The organism is Scandinavium tedordense, assembly GCF_024764965.1.
Taxonomy (GTDB): Bacteria; Pseudomonadota; Gammaproteobacteria; order Enterobacterales; family Enterobacteriaceae; genus Scandinavium; species Scandinavium tedordense.
The window spans coordinates 231,882-253,931 of record NZ_JALIGG010000052.1 but is presented as its reverse complement, the minus strand read 5'-3'; the positions used below and the strand labels follow the sequence as shown (position 1 = coordinate 253,931).

Below are 22,050 nucleotides of genomic sequence, written 5' to 3'. Positions count from 1 at the left end.
ATTTCTTCACTGACACGAGAATACGCATAGCCTATGAAGCCCATTTTTAGCCGTGGCCCATCGCTACAGTTTCGCCTAATTCTGGCGGTGCTGGTGGCGCTTGGCATCATTATTGCCGACAGCCGCCTTGGTGCGTTCAGCCAAATCAGAACGTACATGGATACTGCTGTTAGCCCTTTCTATTTTGTTTCCAACGGTCCTCGTGAATTACTCGACGGTATTTCGCAAACTCTGGCTTCCCGCGATCAGCTTGAGCTGGAAAACCGTGCCCTGCGTCAGGAGCTGCTGTTAAAAAACAGCGATCTGCTGATGATGGGTCAGTACAAGCAGGAAAACGCCCGTCTGCGTGAGTTGTTAGGTTCACCGCTGCGTCAGGATGAACAGAAAATGGTGACCCAGGTTATCTCAACCGTTAACGATCCGTATAGCGATCAGGTGGTTATCGATAAAGGTAGCGTCAATGGCGTCTACGAAGGTCAGCCTATTATCAGTGATAAAGGCGTGGTCGGTCAGGTTGTGGCCGTCGCGAAGTTGACCAGCCGAGTGCTTCTGATTTGTGATGCGACCCATGCACTGCCGATTCAGGTGCTGCGTAACGATATCCGTGTGATTGCTGCCGGTAACGGCTGTACTGACGATTTGCAGCTGGAACATTTGCCTGCCAATACCGATATCCGTGTGGGTGACGTGCTGGTGACGTCCGGTCTCGGTGGTCGTTTCCCGGAAGGGTACCCGGTTGCAGTTGTGTCGTCGGTTAAGCTGGATACGCAGCGCGCGTATACGGTGATTCAGGCGCGCCCAACAGCCGGTCTGCAGCGTCTGCGTTATCTGCTGCTGCTGTGGGGCGCCGACCGTAACGGTGCAAACCCGATGACACCTGAAGAGGTACATCGTGTAGCCAACGAACGTCTGATGCAGATGATGCCGCAGGTTCTGCCTGCTGCCGATTCCATGGGGCCTCCAGCACCCGTTCCGCCGCCTGCGACGGGAATCACTCAGCCCGCACCGGCTGCTGCGCCTTCGTCAGGAGGGCAGTAGTGGCAAGCTACCGAAGTCAGGGACGTTGGGTTATCTGGCTCTCGTTTCTGATAGCCCTTCTGTTACAAGTTATGCCCTGGCCGGACAACCTGTTGGTCTACCGGCCAAACTGGGTTCTGCTGATCCTGCTCTACTGGATCCTCGCTTTACCGCACCGGGTCAATGTTGGCACAGGTTTCATTATGGGTGCCATACTGGATCTGATTAGCGGTTCAACGCTCGGTGTACGTGTGTTGTCCCTCAGTATCATTGCCTATCTGGTGGCACTGAAATATCAGCTGTTCCGTAATCTGGCGCTCTGGCAACAGGCGCTGGTGGTCATGATGTTATCGCTGTCGGTGGATATCGTTGTTTTCTGGTCAGAGTTTTTAGTGATCAACGTCTCTTTCCGACCGGAAGTGTTCTGGAGTAGCGTTGTTAACGGTGTACTCTGGCCATGGCTGTTCCTGCTGATGCGCAAAGTGCGCCAGCAATTCGCGGTACAATAAAGGTTTCTATGACAATGCTTTATCTTGCTTCCGGCTCCCCGCGTCGTCAGGAGCTGTTAACTCAATTGGGTGTGAGCTTCGAACGTCTGGTACCGGGCATCGAGGAGCAACGTCAGCTGCAGGAAAGCGCGCAGCATTATGTAGCGCGACTGGCTCGGGAAAAAGCGCAGGCGGGCGTCACGCTTGCCGCGCTGGACTTACCGGTGCTGGGTGCCGATACCATTGTGGTTCTGAACGGTGAAGTGCTGGAAAAACCACGGGACGCTGAACACGCGGTAGCCATGCTGCGTCAGCTTTCCGGGCATACGCATCAGGTGATGACCGCCGTCGCGATAGCCGACAGCAAACACACCATTGACTGCCTGGTGACCACGGAAGTCACGTTCAGAGTCTTATCAGATGATGATATCCGCGGTTACGTCGCGAGCGGCGAACCGATGGATAAAGCAGGTGCATACGGTATTCAGGGGCTGGGTGGCTGTTTTGTCAGGAAGATAAATGGCAGCTATCACGCTGTAGTCGGCTTACCGCTGGTGGAAACGTATGAGTTGCTGAGCAATTTTAACTCACTGCGTGAGAAAAGGGATAAACATGACGGCTGAATTATTGGTTAACGTAACGCCATCGGAAACCCGCGTGGCGTACATTGATGGCGGTATTCTTCAGGAAATTCATATAGAGCGTGAAGCGCGACGCGGAATCGTAGGCAATATCTACAAAGGTCGTGTCAGTCGTGTACTCCCAGGGATGCAGGCGGCATTTGTAGATATTGGCCTGGATAAGGCCGCGTTTCTTCACGCTTCTGACATCATGCCCCACACCGAATGCGTGGCCGGGGAAGAGCAGAAACAGTTCACCGTTCGCGACATTTCCGAACTGGTGCGTCAGGGCCAGGACCTGATGGTGCAAGTGGTCAAAGATCCGCTGGGCACCAAAGGCGCGCGTCTGACGACTGACATCACCATTCCTTCTCGTTACCTCGTGTTCATGCCGGGCGCTTCTCACGTGGGTGTGTCCCAGCGTATCGAAAGCGAATCCGAGCGCGATCGCCTGAAAAACGTGGTGACACAATACTGCGACGAACAGGGCGGATTCATCATCCGAACCGCCGCGGAAGGTGTCTGTGAAGAGGATTTATCCTCCGATGCGGCTTACCTCAAACGCGTGTGGACAAAGGTGATGGAGCGTAAAAAACGCCCGCAGACCCGCTACCAGATGTACGGCGAACTGGCGTTAGCCCAACGCGTACTGCGCGATTTTGCAGACGCACAGCTTGACCGCATCCGTGTCGATTCTCGTCTGACCTTCGAATCGTTGATGGAATTCACCGCCGAGTACATGCCGGAGATGACCAACAAGCTCGAACATTACAGTGGTCGCCAGCCGATTTTCGATCTCTTTGACGTCGAAAATGAAATTCAGCGAGCGCTGGAGCGGAAGGTGGAACTGAAGTCAGGCGGCTATCTGGTTATCGATCAGACCGAAGCGATGACCACCGTCGATATCAACACCGGTGCCTTTGTTGGCCACCGTAATCTTGACGACACCATTTTCAATACTAATATCGAAGCGACGCAGGCCATTGCGCGTCAGCTGCGCCTGCGTAATCTGGGCGGGATTATCATCATCGATTTCATCGATATGAGTAATGAAGATCACCGCCGTCGGGTGTTGCATTCTCTGGAACAGGCCCTGGGCAAAGATCGCGTTAAAACCAGCATCAACGGCTTCTCACAGCTCGGTTTGGTGGAAATGACCCGCAAGCGCACGCGCGAAAGCGTGGAGCACGTGCTGTGTCATCAGTGCCCAACTTGTCATGGTCGCGGAACGGTGAAAACGGTCGAAACGGTATGCTACGAAATCATGCGTGAAATTGTCCGCGTGCATCATGCCTATGATTCCGACCGCTTCCTGGTCTACGCCTCAGCTGCCGTGGCAGAAACCCTGAAAGGGGAAGAGTCTCATGCGCTGGCGGAAGTGGAAATCTTCGTTGGCAAGCAGGTAAAAGTCCAGATAGAACCGCTCTACAATCAGGAGCAATTCGACGTGGTGATGATGTAGTTTTGCGGGCAGTTACAAGGAGAGATGCGTGAGGCGTTTGCCTGGAATCTTACTGATCACGGTGGCAACATTGGTTGTTATCGTCGCACTGCTGGTCAGTGGCTTGCGTCTTGTTTTGCCGCAGCTGGACAAATGGCGTCCGCAGCTTGTGGAGAAAATCGCGGAGTCCACCGGACATCCCGTCGAAGCGTCACAGCTTAAAGCCAGCTGGGAAAACTACGGCCCGACACTGGAAGTACGCGATATCAAAGCCGGGCTGAAAAACGGTGGTCAGATGTCCGTTAAACGCGTGACGCTGGCGCTCGACGTCTGGCAAAGCCTATTGCATTTTCGCTGGCAGTTCCGCGAGCTGACCTTCTGGCAGCTGCAAATTCGCACTAATACCCCTCTGCAACACAATGACAGCAGCGGCCAACTGAAAACGGACCGCATCGGCGATCTATTCCTGCGCCAGTTCGATCAGTTCACGCTGCGCGACAGTCATTTAAGCTTCCTCACTCTCTCCGGCCAGCGCGCCGAACTCGCTATCCCGCAACTGACTTGGATGAACGGTAAAAACCGCCATCGCGCCGAAGGTGAACTGAGCCTGTCGAGCCTCAATGGTCAGCACGGGGTGATGAAAGTGCGCATGGACTTGCGCGATGAGAACGGTCTGCTGAATGAAGGCCGGCTGTGGGTGCAGGCCGATGACATCGACGTTAAGCCGTGGCTTGGCCGGTGGATGCAGGACAACATCGCGCTGACGTCAGCCCGTTTTAGCCTCGAAGGCTGGATAGATCTTGATAAGGGCGACATCTCTAGCGGTGACGTCTGGCTGAAGAAAGGCGGCGCGAGCTGGAAGGGGGATAAAAAATCCCATGACCTGTCCGTCGATAACCTGACGGCACACATCACCCGTGAAAATGCGGGCTGGGCATTTCATGTCCCTGATACCCGCATCGCCATAGACGGCAAACGCTGGCCACAAGGCGCGCTGGCGCTGGCGTGGATCCCCGGTCAGGACGTCGGCGGAAAAAATAACGTGCGCAGTGACGAGCTGCGTATCCGTGCCAGTAATCTCGAACTGAGCGGACTTTCTGGCCTGCTGCCAATTGCAGAAAAACTCTCACCGTCGTTAGGTGAAATTTGGGAAACCACGCAACCTGCAGGTCAGATTGACGCCCTGGCGCTGGATATTCCGTTGCAGGCGACAGAGAAAACCCGTTTCCAGGCGGCCTGGAGCAACCTGGCGTGGAAGCAGTGGAAGCTGCTGCCGGGCGCTGAACATTTCTCTGGTCGGGCAGAAGGTAGCGTCGAGCATGGCTCGGTGAATATCAGTATGGAAGACGCCAAAATGCCGTACGAGACGGTGTTCCGTGCGCCGCTTGAGATTGCCAAAGGCGTGGCGAATCTGTCATGGGTGAAAAACGAAAAAGGCTTCATGCTCGACGGGCGCGATATCGACGTGCAGGCGAAAGCGGTTCACGCCCACGGCGGCTTCCGCTGGTTACAGCCGGAAGGCGATGATCCATGGCTCGGGATTCTGGCCGGGATCAGCACCGATGACGGCGGTCAAGCGTGGCGCTACTTCCCGGAAAATCTGATGGGCAAAGAGCTGGTCGATTATCTCAGCTCGGCCATCAAAGGCGGCCAGTCGGATAACGCCACGCTGGTCTACGGCGGCAACCCGCATCTGTTCCCGTACAAGCACAACGAAGGTCAGTTCCAGGTGTGGGTGCCGTTGCACAACGCAACCTTTGCGTTCCAACCAGACTGGCCTGCGTTGACCAATCTGAATATTGACCTCAACTTCCTGAACGACGGTTTGTGGATGCAGGCGGACAAAGTCGCGCTCGGCGGCGTGACGGCGCACAACCTGAATGCGGCTATCCCGGACTACTCGAAAGAGAAGCTGATTATTGATTCGCAGATTGCCGGACCGGGCAAAGCGGTTGGGCCATATTTCAAAGAGACGCCGCTGAAGGATTCCCTTGGTGCTACGCTCGATGAGCTGCAGCTGGATGGTGATGTGAATGCTCGCTTACATCTCGATATCCCGCTTGATGGCAAACAGGTATTGGCGAAAGGCGACGTGCGTCTGGCTAATAACAGCCTGTTTATCAAACCGCTCAATAGCACTCTGAAGAACCTCAGTGGTGGATTCAGCTTTGAAAATGGTGATTTGAAAAGCGGGCCAATGACCGCCAACTGGTTTAATCAGCCGCTGAACGTGAATTTCTCAACCACCGAAGGGGCAAAAGCCTATCAGGTGGCGGTGAATATGGACGCCAACTGGCAGCTGACCCGCACCGGAATGTTGCCTCAACAGATTAACGACGCGATAAGCGGTAGCGTGCCGTGGCAAGGTAAAGTCGCGATTGAATTACCTTACAAAGGTAGCGCCAGCTATAAGGTCGATATTGCGGGTGACCTGAAGAATGTGAGTAGTCGCTTACCTGCTCCGGTGAACAAGAAAGCCGGGGAGCCGTTACCGGTGAAACTGAACGTCGAAGGTGGGCTGAGCCGCTTCGATTTGACCGGCAGCGTAGGCGCGAAAGATCATCTTAACAGCCGCTGGCTGCTGAATAAAAAGCTGACGCTCGACCGGGCCATTTGGGCGTCTGATAGCCGCAGTGTGCCGCCGTTGCCGGATTCCTCCGGCATCGAGCTGAATTTACCGCCGATGGACGGCGCGCAGTGGATGGCATTGTTCCGTAAAGGCGCCGCGGACGGCGTGGGTAATGCGGCAGCCTTCCCGGAGCGCATAACGCTGAGAACGCCCGCGCTCACCATGGCGGGTCAACGCTGGAATAATCTCAGTATCCTTTCACAGCCGACAGCAGACGGCACCCGCGTGGAAGCGCAGGGGCGCGAAATCAACGGCACGCTGACGCTGCGCGACAATGCGCCGTGGCAGGCTACCATTCGCTATCTCTATTATAACCCGTCTCCGAAAACCACCACCGGTGAGTCTCTGGGGCAGGGGCTGATGAGCAATAACCGCATTGATTTCCAGAATTGGCCAGACCTGCAGCTGCGTTGCGCGGAATGCTGGTTGTGGGGCCAGAAATATGGCCGCATTGATGGTGATTTCGCGATTAAAGGCAACACGTTATCACTGGCTAACGGCCTGATGGATACCGGTTTTTCGCGCCTGACCGTAGACGGAGAATGGGTGAACGCGCCGGGTAACGAGCGCACTTCACTGAAAGGTAAACTTCGCGGTCAGAAATTGGATGCGGCAGTGAACTTCTTTGGCGTCTCCACGCCAATCCGCGATTCGTCATTCGATTTTGATTATGACCTGCACTGGCGTGATGAACCGTGGACACCGGACGTGGCGTCGCTGAACGGCATTCTGAAAGCGCATTTGGGCAAAGGCGAGTTTACGGATATCAGCACCGGTCATGCGGGCCAGCTGCTGCGTCTGCTTAGCGTGGATGCGCTACTGCGTAAGCTCCGTTTCGACTTTAGCGACACCTTCAGCGAAGGGTTCTGGTTCGATTCTATTCGCAGCACCGCCTGGATTAAAGACGGCACGCTGCATACGGACGACACGCTGGTGGATGGTCTTGAAGCGGATATCGCGATGAAAGGCTCGGTCAACCTGGTGCGCCGTGAGCTGGATATGGAAGCCGTGGTCGCGCCGGAAATCTCCGCCACCGTGGGGGTAGCCACCGCGTTTGTCATCAACCCGATTGTTGGTGCCGCAGTGTTTGCCGCCAGTAAAGTACTGGGGCCGTTGTGGAGCAAAGTGTCGATTCTGCGTTACCACATCAGCGGGCCTATCGATCAGCCTCAAATCAATGAAGTGCTGCGCCAGGCGCGCGGCGATAAAAAGCAATGATTTGACGGACGTTACAATTTACCTCACTCTCAATAGAGACAACTGAATTTCCGCGAGCTTCGCGGCAACCAATGAGTAGCAAAACGATGAGCCTGAACCTGGTAAGTGAACATCTGCTGTCGGCGAACGGCCTGAGCCATCAGGACCTTTTTGCCATACTTGGCCAACTTGCCGAGCGTCGCCTCGACTACGGCGATCTCTATTTCCAGTCGAGCTACCACGAGTCCTGGGTGTTAGAAGACAGCATCATCAAAGACGGGTCGTACAATATCGATCAGGGCGTTGGCGTCCGTGCCGTCAGCGGCGAGAAAACCGGCTTCGCCTATGCCGATCAGATTAGCCTCCTGGCGCTGCAACAGAGCGCGCAGGCCGCTCGAACTATCGTGCGTGATACCGGTGACGGCAAAGTCCATGCCCTTGGTGCGAAAGATTATTCTCCGCTGTATACCAGCCTCGATCCGTTGCAGAGCATGAGCCGTGAAGAGAAGCTCGACATTTTGCGCCGGGTTGATAAAGCTGCGCGTGCGGCAGACAAACGTGTGCAGGAAGTCTCAGCCAGCCTGACCGGCGTGTACGAACTGATTCTGGTCGCGGCCACTGACGGCACCCTTGCTGCGGACGTTCGCCCACTGGTGCGTCTGTCTGTGAGCGTGCTGGTCGAAGACGACGGTAAACGCGAGCGCGGTTCCAGCGGTGGCGGCGGTCGTTTCGGCTACGATTATTTCCTCGGCGATGTCGATGGCGAAGTCCGTGCCGACGCATGGGCCCGTGAAGCGGTTCGTATGGCGATGATTAATCTCAATGCCGTTGCAGCACCAGCGGGCACAATGCCGGTGGTTCTGGGAGCGGGCTGGCCGGGCGTTCTGTTGCACGAAGCAGTTGGTCACGGCCTGGAAGGCGACTTCAACCGTCGCGGGACGTCTGTTTTCAGCGGGCAAATGGGGCAACTCGTCGCGTCCGAACTATGCACCGTGGTCGATGACGGCACCATGACTGACCGTCGTGGCTCCGTGTCTATCGATGATGAAGGTACGCCGGGCCAGTACAACGTGCTTATCGAGAACGGTGTGCTGAAAGGCTACATGCAGGACAAACTGAATGCGCGTCTGATGGGCGTGAAGCCAACGGGTAACGGTCGCCGTGAATCGTATGCGCATTTGCCGATGCCGCGTATGACCAACACTTACATGCTGGCGGGCAAATCCACTCCTCAGGAAATCATCGAGTCTGTCGAGTACGGGATTTACGCGCCGAACTTTGGCGGCGGTCAGGTGGATATCACCTCCGGTAAATTTGTGTTCTCGACCTCAGAAGCGTATCTGATCGAGAAAGGCAAAGTGACCAAGGCAGTGAAAGGCGCGACCCTGATTGGCTCCGGCATCGAAGCGATGCAGCAAATCTCGATGGTGGGTAACGACCTGAAGTTGGATAACGGCGTTGGCGTCTGCGGCAAAGAAGGGCAGAGCCTTCCGGTTGGCGTGGGCCAGCCAACGCTGAAAGTCGATAATTTGACGGTTGGTGGCACCGCATAATTTCTGTGCCCGCCTCGTGCGGGCATACTGTTGCGATTAAAGAAGGAAAAAGTGTGATTGTTCCTTCTTTAAGTTAGCAGCCGAAAATCAATAAATTGATTTCCTTATTTATTGTTCCAATGACGGAGACCACTGATGAAGGTCGCTCGCCATCAGCACATTGTCACACTTCTTGCCCAATCCCACAGCCTGACCACCGATGAACTGGCCGCCATACTCGGCGTCAGCAAAGAAACGGTGCGTCGTGATTTAAGTGAACTCCAGCAGCAGGGATACATTCAGCGCAGCCATGGGCGAGCGCGGGCGATTCGTCGTAATCAACAGGATAACGAAGCACCTTTTCACGCTCGACTGAAAAGACACTATGCCCACAAATCCGATATCGCCCGGCACGCGCTGGCCTGGATAGACGAGGGTATGACGATTGCTCTGGATGCCAGTTCGACCTGTTGGGTGTTGGCGCGCCAGTTGCCGGATATTCCGCTGACGGTGTTTACCAACAGTCATCCTGTATGTATGGAACTCGGCAAACGCGAGCAAATCCGGCTTATCAGTTCTGGCGGAGAACTCCAGCGTCAGTACGGCTATTACGTGAATCCGGCGCTAATCTCGCAGCTGAAAATGCTGGAAATCGATCTGTTTATTTTCTCCTGCGAAGGGGTCGATCGCAGTGGCGTGATGTGGGACCCGAGCGGGCACAACGCCAGCTTTAAATCGCTACTACTCAAAAGAGCTTCGCAGTCTTTGCTGCTGATGGACAAAAGTAAATTCAACCGATCAAGCGAAGTCCGGATTGGCCCCCTTAGCGACGTCACGCATCTCATATCGGACGCCGAGCCTGAGCAAGTACCTTAGTTTTTTCCCCGGCCTTTGATGCCCTGGAAACGCTTGGTGACATCGACAAAATAATCGGTCAGGTAGTTGATACACACCTGCACCTTCAGCGGCAGTTTGTCTTTTTCCGTGTAGACGGCGTACACCGGACGTGGATCGGATTGGTAGCGCGGCAGCAAGATCTCGAGTTCGCCACGGTTGATCTCATTGATCACCCACATCAGCGGCACGAAAGCTATCCCGGCGCCGGCGGTCAGCCAACGGTTCAGCGTCATCGGATCGTTGGTGACGTACCGCCCCTGCGGGGTAAGCTTGATGGATAAGCCTTCCGGGGCGATCAGCTCAAATTCATTGTAGGGACGGATGCTATATTCCAGCCAGGAATGGCTGGCGAGATCTGCGGGTTTTTCGGGCGTGCCTGCCTGCTGTAAATAACTTTTGGCGGCGCACAATACCATTGGCATCGAGCCGAGACGGCGGGAGAAAAGGCCAGAGTCCTGCAATGTACCAACGCGGATCACCAGATCCAGACCATCCGCAATGAGGTCCGGAGCCGGAATACCGGTAACCAGATTCACCGACAGTTCCGGGTACTCTTTGAGCATCTCCGAGGTGATCATGGCGAGGACATTTTGTGCCATAGTTGAAGAACAGCCCACGCGCAGTGTCCCAATCGGCGTGTTGTTAAAGGCATAAAGCTGTTCGTGTACGTCCTGGACTTCGTGCAGCATTCGCCGACAGCCCTGATAGTAGATTTTCCCGGCTTCTGTCAGACCAATGCTGCGGGTACTGCGGTTCAGCAGCTTTACCTGCAGTTCGTTTTCCAGCTTTGAGACGGTCTGACTTATCGACGATACGCTCATTTCGAGCTGTCTCGCCGCAGCCGTAAAGGAACCCAGTTCCACGACTTTGGCGAAAACCGACATGCGTTTTAATCGTTCCATTGTTCACTCTGACTTAAAAGTGATTTGTATCACATAATATAGATCGGGATATATAAGTTACGTTAATATACTGTTAGTTAAATAAGTAAAACTCACTACTCTTACCTGCACTCTCTTAATCAAGGTCAACATGAGTCTGTTTCCCGTCATCGTGATTTTCGGCCTCTCATTCCCGCCGATCTTCGTCGAGCTGCTATTGTCGCTGGCCATCTTCTGGCTGTTGCGTCGGATGCTGGTCCCCACTGGGATTTATGACTTTGTCTGGCATCCCGCGCTTTTTAATACAGCGCTGTATTGCTGTTTGTTCTACCTGATATCGCGTTTGTTCGTCTGAGGCCGCTGTGAAAACACTAACAAGAAAAATCTCTCGTACCGCCATCACGTTGATTTTGGTGGTGCTGGCATTTATCGCAATTTTCCACGCATGGGTTTATTACACCGAATCACCGTGGACGCGTGATGCACGCTTCAGCGCTGATGTTGTGGCCATTGCGCCGGACGTTGCAGGGCTTATCACGGATGTGAATGTGAAGGATAACCAACTGATTCGCAAAAATCAGGTCCTGTTTACTATCGATCAGCCGCGTTACCAAAAAGCGCTCGAAGAAGCTGATGCCGATGTGGCGTACTATCAGGTGCTGGCGTCAGAAAAACGTCGTGAAGCCGGACGCCGTAACCAGTTAGGCACCATGGCCATGTCTCGCGAAGAGATTGACCAGGCTAACAACCTCTTACAAACCGTTCAACATCAGTTAGCGAAAGCGCAAGCCACCCGTGATTTGGCGCGTCTTGACCTCGAACGTACTGTCATTCGCGCCCCGGCCGATGGTTGGGTGACCAACCTGAACGTGTACAGCGGTGAATTTATTACGCGCGGTTCGACCGCCGTGGCGCTGGTGAAAAAAGAAAGCTTCTACGTGATGGCCTATATGGAGGAGACGAAGCTGGAAGGCGTGCGTCCAGGCTATCGCGCGGAAATTACCCCGTTAGGCAGCACCAAAGTCATCAAGGGCACCGTCGACAGCATTGCGGCAGGTGTGACCAACGCCAGCAGCAGTAGCGATGTAAAAGGAATGGCGACCATCGATTCTAATCTTGAATGGGTGCGACTGGCACAGCGTGTGCCAGTGCGTATTCGCCTCGACCAGCAGCAGGGCAACCTGTGGCCAGCAGGCACCACTGCCACGGTTATCATCACCGGCGCGAAAGACAGAGATACGCAGAAGGCCTCCTTCTTCCAGAAGTTAGGTATGCGTCTGCGTGAGTTCGGTTAATCGCTATGGGCATTTTCTCTATTGCCGATCAACACCTGCGTTTTGCTATCAAACTGGCCTGCGCGATTGTGCTGGCCCTGTTTATCGGCTTTCACTTTCAGCTCGAAACCCCGCGCTGGGCGGTACTGACAGCCGCAATTGTGGCGGCGGGACCGGCGTTTGCCGCCGGAGGCGAACCTTATTCTGGAGCAATCCGTTACCGTGGAATGCTCCGTATTTGCGGAACGTTTATCGGCTGTATCGCCGCACTGGTGATGATCATCGGCATGATCCGCGCCCCGTTAGTGATGGTGATGGTGTGCTGTTTGTGGGCGGGTTTCTGTACCTGGGTGTCTTCACTGGTGAAAGTGGAGAACTCCTACGCCTGGGGCCTGGCGGGCTACACGGCGCTGATCATTATCATCACCATTCAGAACGAACCGCTGCTTTCGCCGCAGTTTGCCGTCGAGCGTTGCAGCGAGATTGTGATCGGGATTGTGTGTGCGATCGTCGCCGATCTGCTGTTTTCCCCACGGTCGATTAAACAAGAGATCGATCGGGAACTTGATGCATTATTGGTTGCTCAATATCAGCTGATGCAGCTCTGTATTCGTCACGGTGACAGCGAAGAAGTTGACGCCGCCTGGAGCGGACTGGTGCGCCGGACACAGGCGCTTGAAGGAATGCGCAGTAACCTGCACATGGAATCTTCCCGCTGGGCGCGCGCCAATCGACGTCTGAAAGCGCTAAATACGCTCTCTTTGACGCTGATAACTCAGGCTTGTGAAACCTATCTGATTCAAAATTTCCGTCCAGATTTAATCACGCCCGCCTGGCGTGAAATGTTCGACCAGCCTGTTGAAACGGTGCAGGACGTGCATAAGCAGCTCAAACGCATGCGCCGCATTCTTTCCTGGACCGGCGAGCACGACACGCCGATTACCTTATACAGCTGGATTGGCGCCGCGACGCGTTATCAGTTGCTTAAACGTGGCGTCGTGGGTAACGCAAAAATCAGCGCCCGTGAAGAAGATATTTTGCAGGGCGAAGTCGTAGTGAAGGTGGAATCCGCGGAGCGCCACCATGCGATGGTCAATTTCTGGCGTACCACGCTTTCCTGTGCGCTCGGCACGTTGTTCTGGCTGTGGACCGGCTGGACATCCGGCAGCGGTGCCATGGTGATGATTGCCGTGGTGACCTCGCTGGCAATGCGCCTGCCGAATCCTAAAATGGCGGGGATAGACTTCCTGTACGGCACCATTGCCGCGCTGCCGATTGGCGCGTTTTACTTCCTGGTTGTCCTGCCGTCGACCCAACAAAGTATGCTGTTGTTGTGTATCAGCCTCGCAGTGCTGGCGTTCTTTATTGGGATTGAAGTGCAGAAACGGCGGCTGGGCTCGCTCGGTACGCTGGCGTCCACCATCAACATTCTGGTGCTGGATAACCCGATGACTTTCCATTTCAGCCAGTTCCTCGATAGCGCACTCGGGCAGCTGGTGGGCTGCTTCCTGGCGTTGATGGTTATCTTGCTGGTGCGTGATAACTCCCAGGCTCGAACCGGACGCGTGCTACTGAATCAGTTTGTATCGGCCGCCGTTTCCTCCTTGACGACCAACACCGCTCGCCGCAATGAGAACCATCTGCCTGCCCTGTACCAGCAGCTGTTTTTACTCCTGAACAAATACCCGGGCGATCTCGCCAAATTCCGCCTGGCCTTGACGCTGATTATTGCGCACCAGCGCCTGCGCGACGCGCCAGTACCGATTAACGACGACCTCTCTGCGTTCCACCGCCAGCTGCGTCGTACGGCGGATAAGCTCATTTCAGCCAGCAACGACGATAAGCGCCGCCGTTACTTTGACCGCTTGCTGGAGGAACTGGATGTGTACCAGGAAAAACTGGTTATCTGGCAGGCGTCGCCTCAGGTCACCGAACCGGTCAATCGACTGGTGGGTATGCTGAGGAAATATCAGCATGCGCTCACGGTGAGTTAACCCAGAAACCGACGCCAAAAGCGTCGGTTTTTTTATGGCTATACTTAACTGTTATCACAGGACATCACCGTCAGGGGACAACTATGACCATGCAGACACTTCAAGATAACGAACTTTTTCAGACTGGATATCTGGTCGACGGAATATGGAAAACGCTTGAAACCACCTTCGACGTGGTAAACCCGGCAACCGGTGAAACGATCGCCAGGGTCGCGAAAGCCGGGAAGCAGGAAACCGAAGCTGCCATCGCGGCGGCAAGCAAAGCCTTCCCGCTATGGCGTGCGAAAACCGCTAAAGAGCGCTCAGAAATATTGTATCGCTGGTATCAGCTGATCATCGAAAACAAAACCTGGCTCGGCAGACTAATGACCACCGAGCAGGGCAAGCCGCTGAAAGAGGCCGAAGGTGAAGTTGAATACGCGGCGAGTTTCATTCAGTGGTTCGCTGAGCAAGGCAAACGCGCCAACGGCGAAATTATCCCTCCCGCCAAACCGGGCTCACGCATTCTGGCCTCCCGCGAACCGATCGGCGTTGTGGCGGCTATTACCCCGTGGAACTTCCCGATGGCGATGCTGACCCGCAAACTCGGTCCGGCGCTGGCTGCGGGCTGTACCGGCGTCATCAAACCTGCGAATAACACGCCGCTCAGCGCCTTTGCGTTGCTGCAGCTGGCGAAGAAAGCGGGCGTGCCTGATGGCGTGCTTAACGCGGTCGCCGGGACGACTCAGGAAATCAGCGACGCGATTATGGCGAGCCACGAGGTGCGTAAAATCTCCTTCACCGGCTCAACGGCGGTTGGTAAAACGTTGATGCGCAATGCCGCAGAAACCATGAAAAAAGTGTCGATGGAACTTGGCGGTAACGCGCCCTATATCGTTTTTGACGATGCGGATATCGACGCGGCGGTAAAAGGGGCGATAGCCAATAAATTCCGCAACGCCGGGCAGGTCTGCGTCAGCGTTAATCGCTTCTATATTCATGAAAAGATCTATAACGATTTCACCCACAGGCTTACCGAGGCGGTGAATGCGCTTAAGGTCGGAAACGGCGTGGACGAGGGCGTAGTGGTCGGGCCGATGATTGAACCTGCTGCCGTGAAAAAAGTACGCGAACACGTGGAAGATGCGGTCGCGAAAGGGGCCAGCGTGCTGGCGGGGGGAAAACTGCATGCGCTCGGCGGCAATTTCTGGCAGCCAACGGTACTGGGTGATTGCAGCGACAATATGCAGCTTGCGCAGGAAGAGACGTTTGGGCCGGTAGCTGCCTGCTTCAGATTCACCAGCGAAGAGGAAGTGATTCAGCGGGCGAATAACACTCCGTTTGGTCTGGCGGCTTACTTCTATACTCAAAATCTGCAGCGCGTGTTCCGCGTCTCGCAAGCACTGGAAAGCGGCATGATCGGGATTAACGAATGCGCTGTATCGACAGAATTAGGGCCGTTTGGCGGCGTTAAAGAGTCCGGGCTGGGTCGTGAAGGTTCGGTACTGGGACTGGAAGAGTTTCTGGAAGTGAAAACCCTGCATCTGGGGGGATTGTAAGCCGGAGCCCGGGTGGCGATTGTCGCCCGGCCAGGAAAGAGGCGGGGAATGCATGAAAACCTATACCTTTGATTTTGATGAAATAGGTACTCAGAACGATTTCTATCGTGAGTTTACCCGCACTTTTGCACTGAGCGGTACGGCTATTCGCGATTTGGATTCTCTCTGGGAAGTGGTCACCGGCAGTCTGCTGCCGTTGCCGCTGGAAATTGAGTTTGTCCATCTGGAAGAGAAGCAGCGTCGGCGCTACGGGGCGTTAATTCTTTTGTTTGATGAGGCGGAGGAAGAGCTGGAAGGGATGCTGAGATTCAATGTTCGTCATCAATAAAAAAGCCCCCGACAGGCGGGGGCAAGTCGTCAATTAAGACGACGAGGGTTTATTTGTACAGCTCGGCAGTGGCATGCCAGGTGTCGCCGCTACGGGCTTCGATAATACGGTAGCTGCTGGCGCCTTCCTTCTCGGCTTTTGCTGCCAGTTCATGACGCATATCCATTGGGGCGCTGCCTACCTGTGAAACCGAAACAGTACCCATGGATTGCATGCCCTGAGCCTGCTCTGCACTAATCTGATGTACTGCTGCGCCTGCGCTAAAGGAAAGAACCGATGCCAGACCCAGTGTTGCGACAATCATTGCGCTTTTCATAATCTTTACTCCTGATTCATAGACTGCGCGGCGAGAAGGTTTGAACTGCTTTTTTTATGCCTGGTGCCGCGTTGTGACGTGTTTGTTTCGTACCGACTATCAATAAAACTTATTTGTACAGTTCAGCCGTTGCGTGCCAATGGTCGCCGCTACGTGCTTCGATTACGCGGTAAGAGGATGCCCCTTTTTCCTGCGCTTTCTGATTCAGCATGTCGTGCATGTCCATTGGGGAAGAACCGACTGCACCGACGGAAACGGTGCCGATAGCTTCGCGATTTGCTGCCTGATCCGCATTGATCGAATCAGCGGCGAAAGCGCCAAAAGAAAGAACAGAAAGAATGGTCAGTGCACTCACAGTGGTTTTGATTTTCATAATTTTCACCTCGTCGAATTTTTTAGCAGGGCCTCTATTTCGTGACCCTCATCACAAAATTAATTATACACTAATCGCCGAAGAAATTAATACCAAGCTAATGGTTTCGTGTGTAATTAAGTGTCAAAAACCGTCATTTTTATAACGTAAAAGCATTAAAAAAGTCAGATCGAGTCGGGAAGTAGCTTTTCTTACTAAGAAAATCATATGGATAGAGTGAATTGATAATTTGTGCGCTTTTGATAACAACATTCACTGGCTGATTACATTTAGCCAGTGAAACGCACTTAATGTTAAATAAAAGGGGGTTTTATGTAGCGACAGGAGATGTGTGAGGGGGATAAGACGCTCTCCGGTCAGATGCCGGAGAGAGGCCGATTAAAGCTCTTGTTCGAACAGCACCAGAATGGCTTCGTACAGGTCTTTAACGGTAAATCCACGCGCTGGCGTGGTGAAGATGGTGTCGTCACCGGCAATGCTGCCGAGGATCCCTTCAGCTTTACCCAGCGAGTCGAGCAGGCGGGCAATCAGCTGTGCGGCACCGGGACTGGTATGAATGACCACCACCGAATCGTTGTAGTCGATATCCAGCACCAGGTTTTTCAGCGGGCTGGATGTGGTCGGCACGCCCAGTTCTGCTGGCAGGCAATAAACCATTTCCATTTTGGCATTGCGGGTACGTACCGCGCCAAACTTAGTCAGCATACGGGAGACTTTGGACTGATTGATATTTTCGAAGCCCTCCTCCTGTAATGCCTGAACAATCTCACCTTGAGAGCTGAACTTTTCTTCTTTTAGTAGCGATTTAAACGCTTTGATTAATTCGTCTTGCTTAGCGGAGCTTCGCATAAGTCACCCGTATCATGGCGGTAAAAACAACATTATTATGCATATGGATGAATTTTTATGCAAATGATCTGCCGTGAATAAGGCTGAAATAATGTTATGAAAGGGAAGGATTTTATCAAAAATCGTTATCAAGAAACATGCTTTCGTCACGTGTCGAAAATAACGCCAAAAGTAAATAAAATGTTATAAAAATGATGTTGTTTTGATTGTCTGGCTGGGTGTATTGTAACCAACAGTCGACTGGTTACGCCGTCGCGGTTCTCTTGTCACAGGCGGTAAAGTGAGCAATGACACCGCAATGCTGCGGGGAATGCCGCATTCTTCAATGACGTTTGTTGTCATTATTTACCTTGTGAATTAAGGTTGCCGCAACGGAGTTTCGGTAGATGAAACTAACCATAATAAGGAGTTTAGGATGAAAGTCGCAGTCCTCGGTGCAGCTGGCGGTATTGGCCAGGCGCTTGCCCTACTACTTAAGACCCAACTGCCTTCAGGCTCAGAACTCTCCCTGTATGATATCGCGCCGGTAACCCCTGGCGTGGCAGTGGATCTCAGTCATATCCCAACCGCGGTGAAAATCAAAGGCTTCTCCGGCGAAGACGCAACCCCAGCACTGGAAGGCGCTGATGTGGTGCTGATTTCTGCTGGCGTCGCACGTAAGCCGGGGATGGATCGCTCCGATCTGTTCAACGTCAACGCTGGCATCGTGAAGAATCTGGTGCAGCAGGTGGCAAAAACCTGCCCTAAAGCCTGCATTGGCATCATCACTAACCCGGTTAACACCACAGTGGCGATTGCCGCTGAAGTGTTAAAGAAAGCGGGCGTGTACGACAAAAACAAACTGTTCGGCGTCACCACGCTGGACATCATCCGCTCAAATACTTTCGTGGCGGAACTGAAAGGCAAGCAGCCGAATGACATCGAAGTGCCGGTGATTGGCGGGCACTCAGGCGTGACCATTCTCCCGTTGCTGTCTCAAATTCCTGGCGTGAGCTTCTCCGAGCAGGAAGCGGCTGACCTGACCAAGCGCATTCAGAATGCGGGTACCGAAGTGGTGGAGGCGAAAGCCGGTGGCGGGTCTGCAACGCTGTCTATGGGCCAGGCTGCGGCACGTTTCGGTCTGTCTCTGGTGCGTGCACTGCAAGGCGAAAAAGGTGTGGTGGAATGCGCCTACGTTGAAGGCGATGGCCAATATGCGCGTTTCTTCTCTCAACCGCTGCTGCTGGGTAAAAACGGTGTGGAAGAGCGCCAGTCTATCGGCAAACTGAGCGCCTGGGAGCAGCAATCGCTGGAAGGCATGCTGGACACGCTGAAGAAAGATATCGTTCTGGGTGAAGAGTTCGTCAAATAATCCTGACACCAGAATGAAAAACCGGAGCCATCGCTCCGGTTTTTTTATGCCTGTCAGTTGGTGGCGGGGTATTCCTGAATGGTGACATCAAGCGACTGCTTTTTATCATCACGCATCACCACTACCGGGATAACTGAACCTGGGCGAATTTCCGCTACCTGGTCCATGGTTTCCAGTGCCGAGACCGCAGGCTTATTGTTCACGGAGACAATGACGTCGTTGACCTGAATACCGGCTTCCGCCGCCGGGCCACCCGACGCCACTTCATTGACCACGATTCCCTGAATCTGGTCCATCGGGCCGCCCTGCGCATGCAGCGGAGCAATTTCACGGCCGCTAATGCCGATGTAGCCACGAATCACCCGCCCATCTCGGATCAACTTATCCATAATTTTGGTCGCCAGCTGGAACGGGATGGCGAAACCAATGCCTTCCGGCGTTTCGCCATCATTACTTTTATCAAAGGAAAGGGTGTTAATCCCCATCAGTTCACCGAGCGAGTTCACCAGCGCACCGCCGGAGTTACCGTGGTTGATCGAGGCGTCCGTTTGCAGGAAATTCTGGCGGCCTGATGGATTGAGGCCGATACGACCGGTGGCGCTGATTATCCCTTGTGTGATGGTTTGCCCCAGGTTGTAAGGATTACCAATCGCCAGGACCACATCGCCAATGTGCGGAGGGCGTTTAGGGTTGATAGGGATAACCGGCAGCCCGCCGTTAGCGTTGATTTTCAATACTGCGAGATCGGTCAGGCTATCGGAGCCGACGATCAGCGCTTCAAATACGCGACCATCCTGTAGTGCGACGATGATTTGGTCGGCATCGTTAATCACGTGCTTGTTGGTAATGATGTACCCACGCTGGTCCATGATGACCCCGGATCCTAGCGTCAGCATGTTATGGCTGGAATTGTTGTTCAGTGCGCGGTTGTAGACGTTCACCACCGCAGGTGCAGCGCGTTTTACCGCCTGGTTATAGCTGACAGGCGATTCATCAGCACTGTCATAAGGCGCTGATGTTAGCGGGTTAAATTGCCGCAATGACGGCATAACGGCCAGCAGAAGGCCACTGACGATACATCCGATTGCGACTGAGCGTAAGAGCTTTGCAAGCATGGTGCGATTATCACAGGTAAGGAAACAGGCGAAGCATATCACGAGTTATGCGGACATCACACGCAGGCGATGTCCGCAGCGTTTTCGCTTAATGCAACAGCAGATAAATACTTTCATTATTTCGCATGACGTTCAACGCAATGATGGCCGGCTTGGTTTCCAGCACCTTACGCATCTCGGCAATGGACTGCACGCGCTGACGGTTGATGCCGATAATCACGTCACCTTTATGCAGCCCTACCATTGCGGCTGCGCTGCCTTTATCAACGTCATCGAGCATGATGCCTTTGGTACCATCCTTCATCTGGCCGTCGCTTAGCGACGCGCCTTGCAGGGCAGGGGTAATAAGTTCCGCGCTGGCGGTCGCCGAAGTGCTTTTATCCAGCGTCACTTCTACGCTCAGCGGTTTGCCTTCACGCAGCACGCCGAGTTTGACCTTGGTGCCAGGTTCTGTGGTGGCGATACGCGAGCGCAGTTCGGCGAAGCTGCTAAGCGGTTTGTCATTCAGGCTAACAATAATGTCGCCTGCTTTAATGCCTGCTTTTGCAGAGCCAGAGCCAGGCAGCACTTCGCTGATAAATGCCCCGCGTTGAATATCCAGATTAAATGCTTTGGCGATGTCAGCGGTCATCTCCATGCCTTTAATACCGAGCAGGCCACGTTTGATTTCGCCAAACTGAATCAGCTGTTTGGCGAGCGTAATCGCCATGTTGCTTGGAATGGCAAAGCCAATCCCGATGCTGCCGCCGCTCGGAGCAAGAATGGCGGTGTTGATCCCGACCAATTCACCGTTGAGATTCAACAGCGCGCCGCCTGAGTTACCGCGGTTAATAGAGGCGTCGGTCTGGATAAAGTTTTCCAGACCTTCGAGATTCAGGCCACTGCGTCCGAGGGCTGAAATGATGCCTGACGTCGCGGTTTGTCCGAGGCCGAACGGGTTGCCGACGGCGACGGCAAAATCACCGACGCGCAGTTTATCGGAGTCGGCAATCGCGATTTGGGTCAGATGATCGGCCTTTTGCAATTGCAGCAGTGCGATATCGCTTTGCTCGTCGCTGCCCACCAGTTTGGCGTCAAACTCGCGACCGTCGTTCAATTGCACACTGATTTTCTGCGCCTGGCTGATGACGTGATTGTTGGTCAGGACATAACCCTTCGCAGCATCAATGATGACGCCCGAGCCGAGCCCTTCAAACGGCTGCGGCTGTTCATTCGGCGCATCTTCACCTAAATATTTTTTCAGCTCTTCCGGAACCTGCCCGCGTCCACTTGGGGCGGCGGTGCCTTCTACCTGAACACTCACCACAGCAGGCAGCACTTTTTCCAGCATCGGCGCAAGGCTCGGTATCTGAGCCTGGCCTGGGATCTGAGCAGGTAGAGAAGCCGACACCGGCGCTGCGACGCCAAGAGATAACCCAACACTTAACGCTAACGCACTTAATAATAAGGTTTTATTCTTCATTGATGCTGGCTCTCATAACCTGAGGAATGTGAGGGAAATACGCCCTTAAACCGTTCGATGTTATTGAATTTTCGAACGTCTAACAATGAGGTGAATGATTAAATAATAGCTGGGTAAGGCAGGAAGTGACGGGCGCAGTGGCTGCGCCCGTAAATAAAGAGGATTAATCGCGTTTAGCCGCGCTGCGAAGCAGGCCAGAAGCACCGTCAGAATAGTCGCGTGGCATCTGAACCGGCGCCTGATCGTTGCTGGCTTCAGATTCAGCCAGACGACTGCGGAACGGATTATCTTCAGCGCTCATTTCCGGCAGCAGGCTGCTGGAGCTCTTCGCCATGTGCTGATAGAGCTGACGATAGTCATGCGCCATATTGTCGAGCAGCTCAGCGCTGCGAGCAAAGTGGCTAACCAGTTCTTCACGATACTCGTCCAGCTCTGCTTTATTTTTTTCCAGTTCGTACTGCAGGGCCTGCTGTTGACGTAATTTGCGGTTCCCAAATCGCATAGCGACGGCGCCAATGATGAGACCGACGACTAAACCAATTAGCGCATATTCCCAGGTCATGAACTTCTCCCGTTGTTTTGTGGTTCCGTTAGGGTGGCAAAAAGGCTGCTCGCCCGCGCCCGATATTGCCACTATAACCGCTATTTCCTTAGAAGTGGAATCCTGGCGTGTCATCGCGTACTGTAGAACGGCCTTTTTTTCGACAACCGTGAACTGCTGCACGTTGCTTTTCAGGAAATAACAATA

The 22,050-nt window shown here is 54.0% G+C and carries 20 protein-coding genes; 13 read left to right on the top strand and 7 right to left on the bottom strand.

What is annotated here, in order from left to right; all coding sequences use genetic code 11:
- Positions 1-33 precede the first annotated feature (33 nt).
- From mreC to fucR, 7 genes are all read left to right on the top strand, one after another.
- Positions 34-1,038: a rod shape-determining protein MreC gene (gene mreC, locus MUU46_RS07585; protein WP_159760335.1), complete on the top strand. Its 1,005-nt coding sequence runs from the start codon at positions 34-36 to the stop codon at positions 1,036-1,038.
- Entirely contained in the window at positions 1,038-1,526 is a 489-nt protein-coding gene (mreD, locus tag MUU46_RS07580; RefSeq protein WP_159760334.1) for a rod shape-determining protein MreD, read from the top strand. Before mreC ends, mreD begins: the two co-directional genes overlap by 1 nt.
- 8 nt (positions 1,527-1,534) lie before the next feature.
- The gene (locus tag MUU46_RS07575) at positions 1,535-2,128 is read left to right on the top strand and encodes a Maf family protein (protein WP_258965229.1); all 594 of its coding nucleotides are present in this window, start codon (positions 1,535-1,537) and stop codon (positions 2,126-2,128) included.
- On the top strand, positions 2,118-3,587 hold the full coding sequence (rng, locus tag MUU46_RS07570) for a ribonuclease G (protein ID WP_159760330.1): 1,470 nt from the start codon (positions 2,118-2,120) through the stop codon (positions 3,585-3,587). The genes MUU46_RS07575 and rng overlap by 11 nt, the downstream gene beginning before the upstream one ends.
- A 28-nt stretch (positions 3,588-3,615) precedes the next feature.
- Entirely contained in the window at positions 3,616-7,413 is a 3,798-nt protein-coding gene (yhdP, locus tag MUU46_RS07565) for an AsmA2 domain-containing protein YhdP (RefSeq protein ID WP_258965228.1), read from the top strand.
- Positions 7,414-7,499: 86 nt separating this feature from the next.
- A complete protein-coding gene (tldD, locus tag MUU46_RS07560) occupies positions 7,500-8,945 on the top strand; it encodes a metalloprotease TldD (protein WP_159760379.1) in 1,446 nt (481 codons plus the stop codon).
- Positions 8,946-9,080: 135 nt separating this feature from the next.
- A complete protein-coding gene (fucR, locus tag MUU46_RS07555) occupies positions 9,081-9,800 on the top strand; it encodes an L-fucose operon activator (RefSeq protein ID WP_159760326.1) in 720 nt (239 codons plus the stop codon).
- Here the strand turns inward: fucR and aaeR are convergent.
- Positions 9,797-10,723 carry an HTH-type transcriptional activator AaeR gene (aaeR, locus tag MUU46_RS07550; RefSeq protein WP_159760324.1) on the bottom strand — a complete coding sequence of 309 codons (927 nt, stop codon included), beginning with the start codon at positions 10,721-10,723 and terminating at the stop codon, positions 9,797-9,799. The genes fucR and aaeR overlap by 4 nt on opposite strands.
- A gap of 130 nt (positions 10,724-10,853) precedes the next feature.
- On the opposite strand from aaeR, the gene aaeX reads away from it, so the two are divergent.
- The 5 genes from aaeX (at position 10,854) to MUU46_RS07525 (ending at position 15,836) form a co-directional block, all read left to right on the top strand.
- Positions 10,854-11,057, top strand: coding sequence for a p-hydroxybenzoic acid efflux pump operon protein AaeX (gene aaeX, locus MUU46_RS07545; protein WP_258965227.1), 204 nt, complete (start codon positions 10,854-10,856; stop codon positions 11,055-11,057).
- A 7-nt stretch (positions 11,058-11,064) separates the two neighbouring features.
- Positions 11,065-11,997, top strand: coding sequence for a p-hydroxybenzoic acid efflux pump subunit AaeA (gene aaeA / locus MUU46_RS07540; RefSeq protein ID WP_159760321.1), 933 nt, complete (start codon positions 11,065-11,067; stop codon positions 11,995-11,997).
- A 5-nt stretch (positions 11,998-12,002) separates the two neighbouring features.
- The gene (gene aaeB / locus MUU46_RS07535) at positions 12,003-13,970 is read left to right on the top strand and encodes a p-hydroxybenzoic acid efflux pump subunit AaeB (RefSeq protein WP_159760319.1); all 1,968 of its coding nucleotides are present in this window, start codon (positions 12,003-12,005) and stop codon (positions 13,968-13,970) included.
- Between the two features lie 83 nt (positions 13,971-14,053).
- A complete protein-coding gene (locus MUU46_RS07530; RefSeq protein WP_258965226.1) occupies positions 14,054-15,508 on the top strand; it encodes an NAD-dependent succinate-semialdehyde dehydrogenase in 1,455 nt (484 codons plus the stop codon).
- A 52-nt stretch (positions 15,509-15,560) separates the two neighbouring features.
- Positions 15,561-15,836 (top strand): barstar family protein, encoded by a 276-nt coding sequence (locus tag MUU46_RS07525; RefSeq protein WP_258965225.1) that lies wholly within the window; start codon positions 15,561-15,563, stop codon positions 15,834-15,836.
- 49 nt (positions 15,837-15,885) lie between these two features.
- On the opposite strand, the gene yhcN (MUU46_RS07520) is transcribed toward MUU46_RS07525, so the two are convergent.
- The 3 genes from yhcN (MUU46_RS07520) to argR form a co-directional block, all read right to left on the bottom strand.
- Positions 15,886-16,152 carry a peroxide/acid stress response protein YhcN gene (gene yhcN / locus MUU46_RS07520; RefSeq protein ID WP_258965224.1) on the bottom strand — a complete coding sequence of 89 codons (267 nt, stop codon included), beginning with the start codon at positions 16,150-16,152 and terminating at the stop codon, positions 15,886-15,888.
- A 109-nt stretch (positions 16,153-16,261) separates the two neighbouring features.
- The gene (gene yhcN, locus MUU46_RS07515; RefSeq protein WP_159760311.1) at positions 16,262-16,525 is read right to left on the bottom strand and encodes a peroxide/acid stress response protein YhcN; all 264 of its coding nucleotides are present in this window, start codon (positions 16,523-16,525) and stop codon (positions 16,262-16,264) included.
- A 378-nt stretch (positions 16,526-16,903) separates the two neighbouring features.
- Positions 16,904-17,374: a transcriptional regulator ArgR gene (gene argR / locus MUU46_RS07510; RefSeq protein WP_159760309.1), complete on the bottom strand. Its 471-nt coding sequence runs from the start codon at positions 17,372-17,374 to the stop codon at positions 16,904-16,906.
- 415 nt (positions 17,375-17,789) lie between these two features.
- Between argR and mdh the strand changes: the two genes are divergently transcribed.
- Positions 17,790-18,725 (top strand): malate dehydrogenase, encoded by a 936-nt coding sequence (gene mdh, locus MUU46_RS07505; protein ID WP_258965223.1) that lies wholly within the window; start codon positions 17,790-17,792, stop codon positions 18,723-18,725.
- 53 nt (positions 18,726-18,778) lie between these two features.
- On the opposite strand, the gene degS is transcribed toward mdh, so the two are convergent.
- The 3 genes from degS to zapG all read right to left on the bottom strand — a co-directional run bounded on the left by degS (position 18,779) and on the right by zapG (position 21,864).
- On the bottom strand, positions 18,779-19,840 hold the full coding sequence (gene degS, locus MUU46_RS07500) for an outer membrane-stress sensor serine endopeptidase DegS (protein WP_159760305.1): 1,062 nt from the start codon (positions 19,838-19,840) through the stop codon (positions 18,779-18,781).
- Between the two features lie 88 nt (positions 19,841-19,928).
- The gene (gene degQ / locus MUU46_RS07495) at positions 19,929-21,302 is read right to left on the bottom strand and encodes a serine endoprotease DegQ (RefSeq protein ID WP_258965222.1); all 1,374 of its coding nucleotides are present in this window, start codon (positions 21,300-21,302) and stop codon (positions 19,929-19,931) included.
- A 163-nt stretch (positions 21,303-21,465) separates the two neighbouring features.
- Positions 21,466-21,864 carry a Z-ring associated protein ZapG gene (gene zapG / locus MUU46_RS07490; protein WP_159760301.1) on the bottom strand — a complete coding sequence of 133 codons (399 nt, stop codon included), beginning with the start codon at positions 21,862-21,864 and terminating at the stop codon, positions 21,466-21,468.
- Positions 21,865-22,050 lie beyond the last annotated feature (186 nt).

What these genes read in the sequence shown, in the direction of transcription:
- mreC (WP_159760335.1), top strand. Translation starts at nt 34, where the DNA reads ATGAAGCCCATTTTTAGCCGTGGCCCATCGCTACAGTTTCGCCTAATT.
- MUU46_RS07575 (WP_258965229.1), top strand. Translation starts at nt 1,535, where the DNA reads ATGACAATGCTTTATCTTGCTTCCGGCTCCCCGCGTCGTCAGGAGCTG.
- rng (WP_159760330.1), top strand. Translation starts at nt 2,118, where the DNA reads ATGACGGCTGAATTATTGGTTAACGTAACGCCATCGGAAACCCGCGTG.
- tldD (WP_159760379.1), top strand. Translation starts at nt 7,500, where the DNA reads ATGAGCCTGAACCTGGTAAGTGAACATCTGCTGTCGGCGAACGGCCTG.
- fucR (WP_159760326.1), top strand. Translation starts at nt 9,081, where the DNA reads ATGAAGGTCGCTCGCCATCAGCACATTGTCACACTTCTTGCCCAATCC.
- aaeR (WP_159760324.1), bottom strand. Translation starts at nt 10,723, where the DNA reads ATGGAACGATTAAAACGCATGTCGGTTTTCGCCAAAGTCGTGGAACTG.
- aaeX (WP_258965227.1), top strand. Translation starts at nt 10,854, where the DNA reads ATGAGTCTGTTTCCCGTCATCGTGATTTTCGGCCTCTCATTCCCGCCG.
- aaeB (WP_159760319.1), top strand. Translation starts at nt 12,003, where the DNA reads ATGGGCATTTTCTCTATTGCCGATCAACACCTGCGTTTTGCTATCAAA.
- MUU46_RS07530 (WP_258965226.1), top strand. Translation starts at nt 14,054, where the DNA reads ATGACCATGCAGACACTTCAAGATAACGAACTTTTTCAGACTGGATAT.
- MUU46_RS07525 (WP_258965225.1), top strand. Translation starts at nt 15,561, where the DNA reads ATGAAAACCTATACCTTTGATTTTGATGAAATAGGTACTCAGAACGAT.
- yhcN (WP_258965224.1), bottom strand. Translation starts at nt 16,152, where the DNA reads ATGAAAAGCGCAATGATTGTCGCAACACTGGGTCTGGCATCGGTTCTT.
- yhcN (WP_159760311.1), bottom strand. Translation starts at nt 16,525, where the DNA reads ATGAAAATCAAAACCACTGTGAGTGCACTGACCATTCTTTCTGTTCTT.
- argR (WP_159760309.1), bottom strand. Translation starts at nt 17,374, where the DNA reads ATGCGAAGCTCCGCTAAGCAAGACGAATTAATCAAAGCGTTTAAATCG.
- mdh (WP_258965223.1), top strand. Translation starts at nt 17,790, where the DNA reads ATGAAAGTCGCAGTCCTCGGTGCAGCTGGCGGTATTGGCCAGGCGCTT.
- degS (WP_159760305.1), bottom strand. Translation starts at nt 19,840, where the DNA reads ATGCTTGCAAAGCTCTTACGCTCAGTCGCAATCGGATGTATCGTCAGT.
- degQ (WP_258965222.1), bottom strand. Translation starts at nt 21,302, where the DNA reads ATGAAGAATAAAACCTTATTATTAAGTGCGTTAGCGTTAAGTGTTGGG.
- zapG (WP_159760301.1), bottom strand. Translation starts at nt 21,864, where the DNA reads ATGACCTGGGAATATGCGCTAATTGGTTTAGTCGTCGGTCTCATCATT.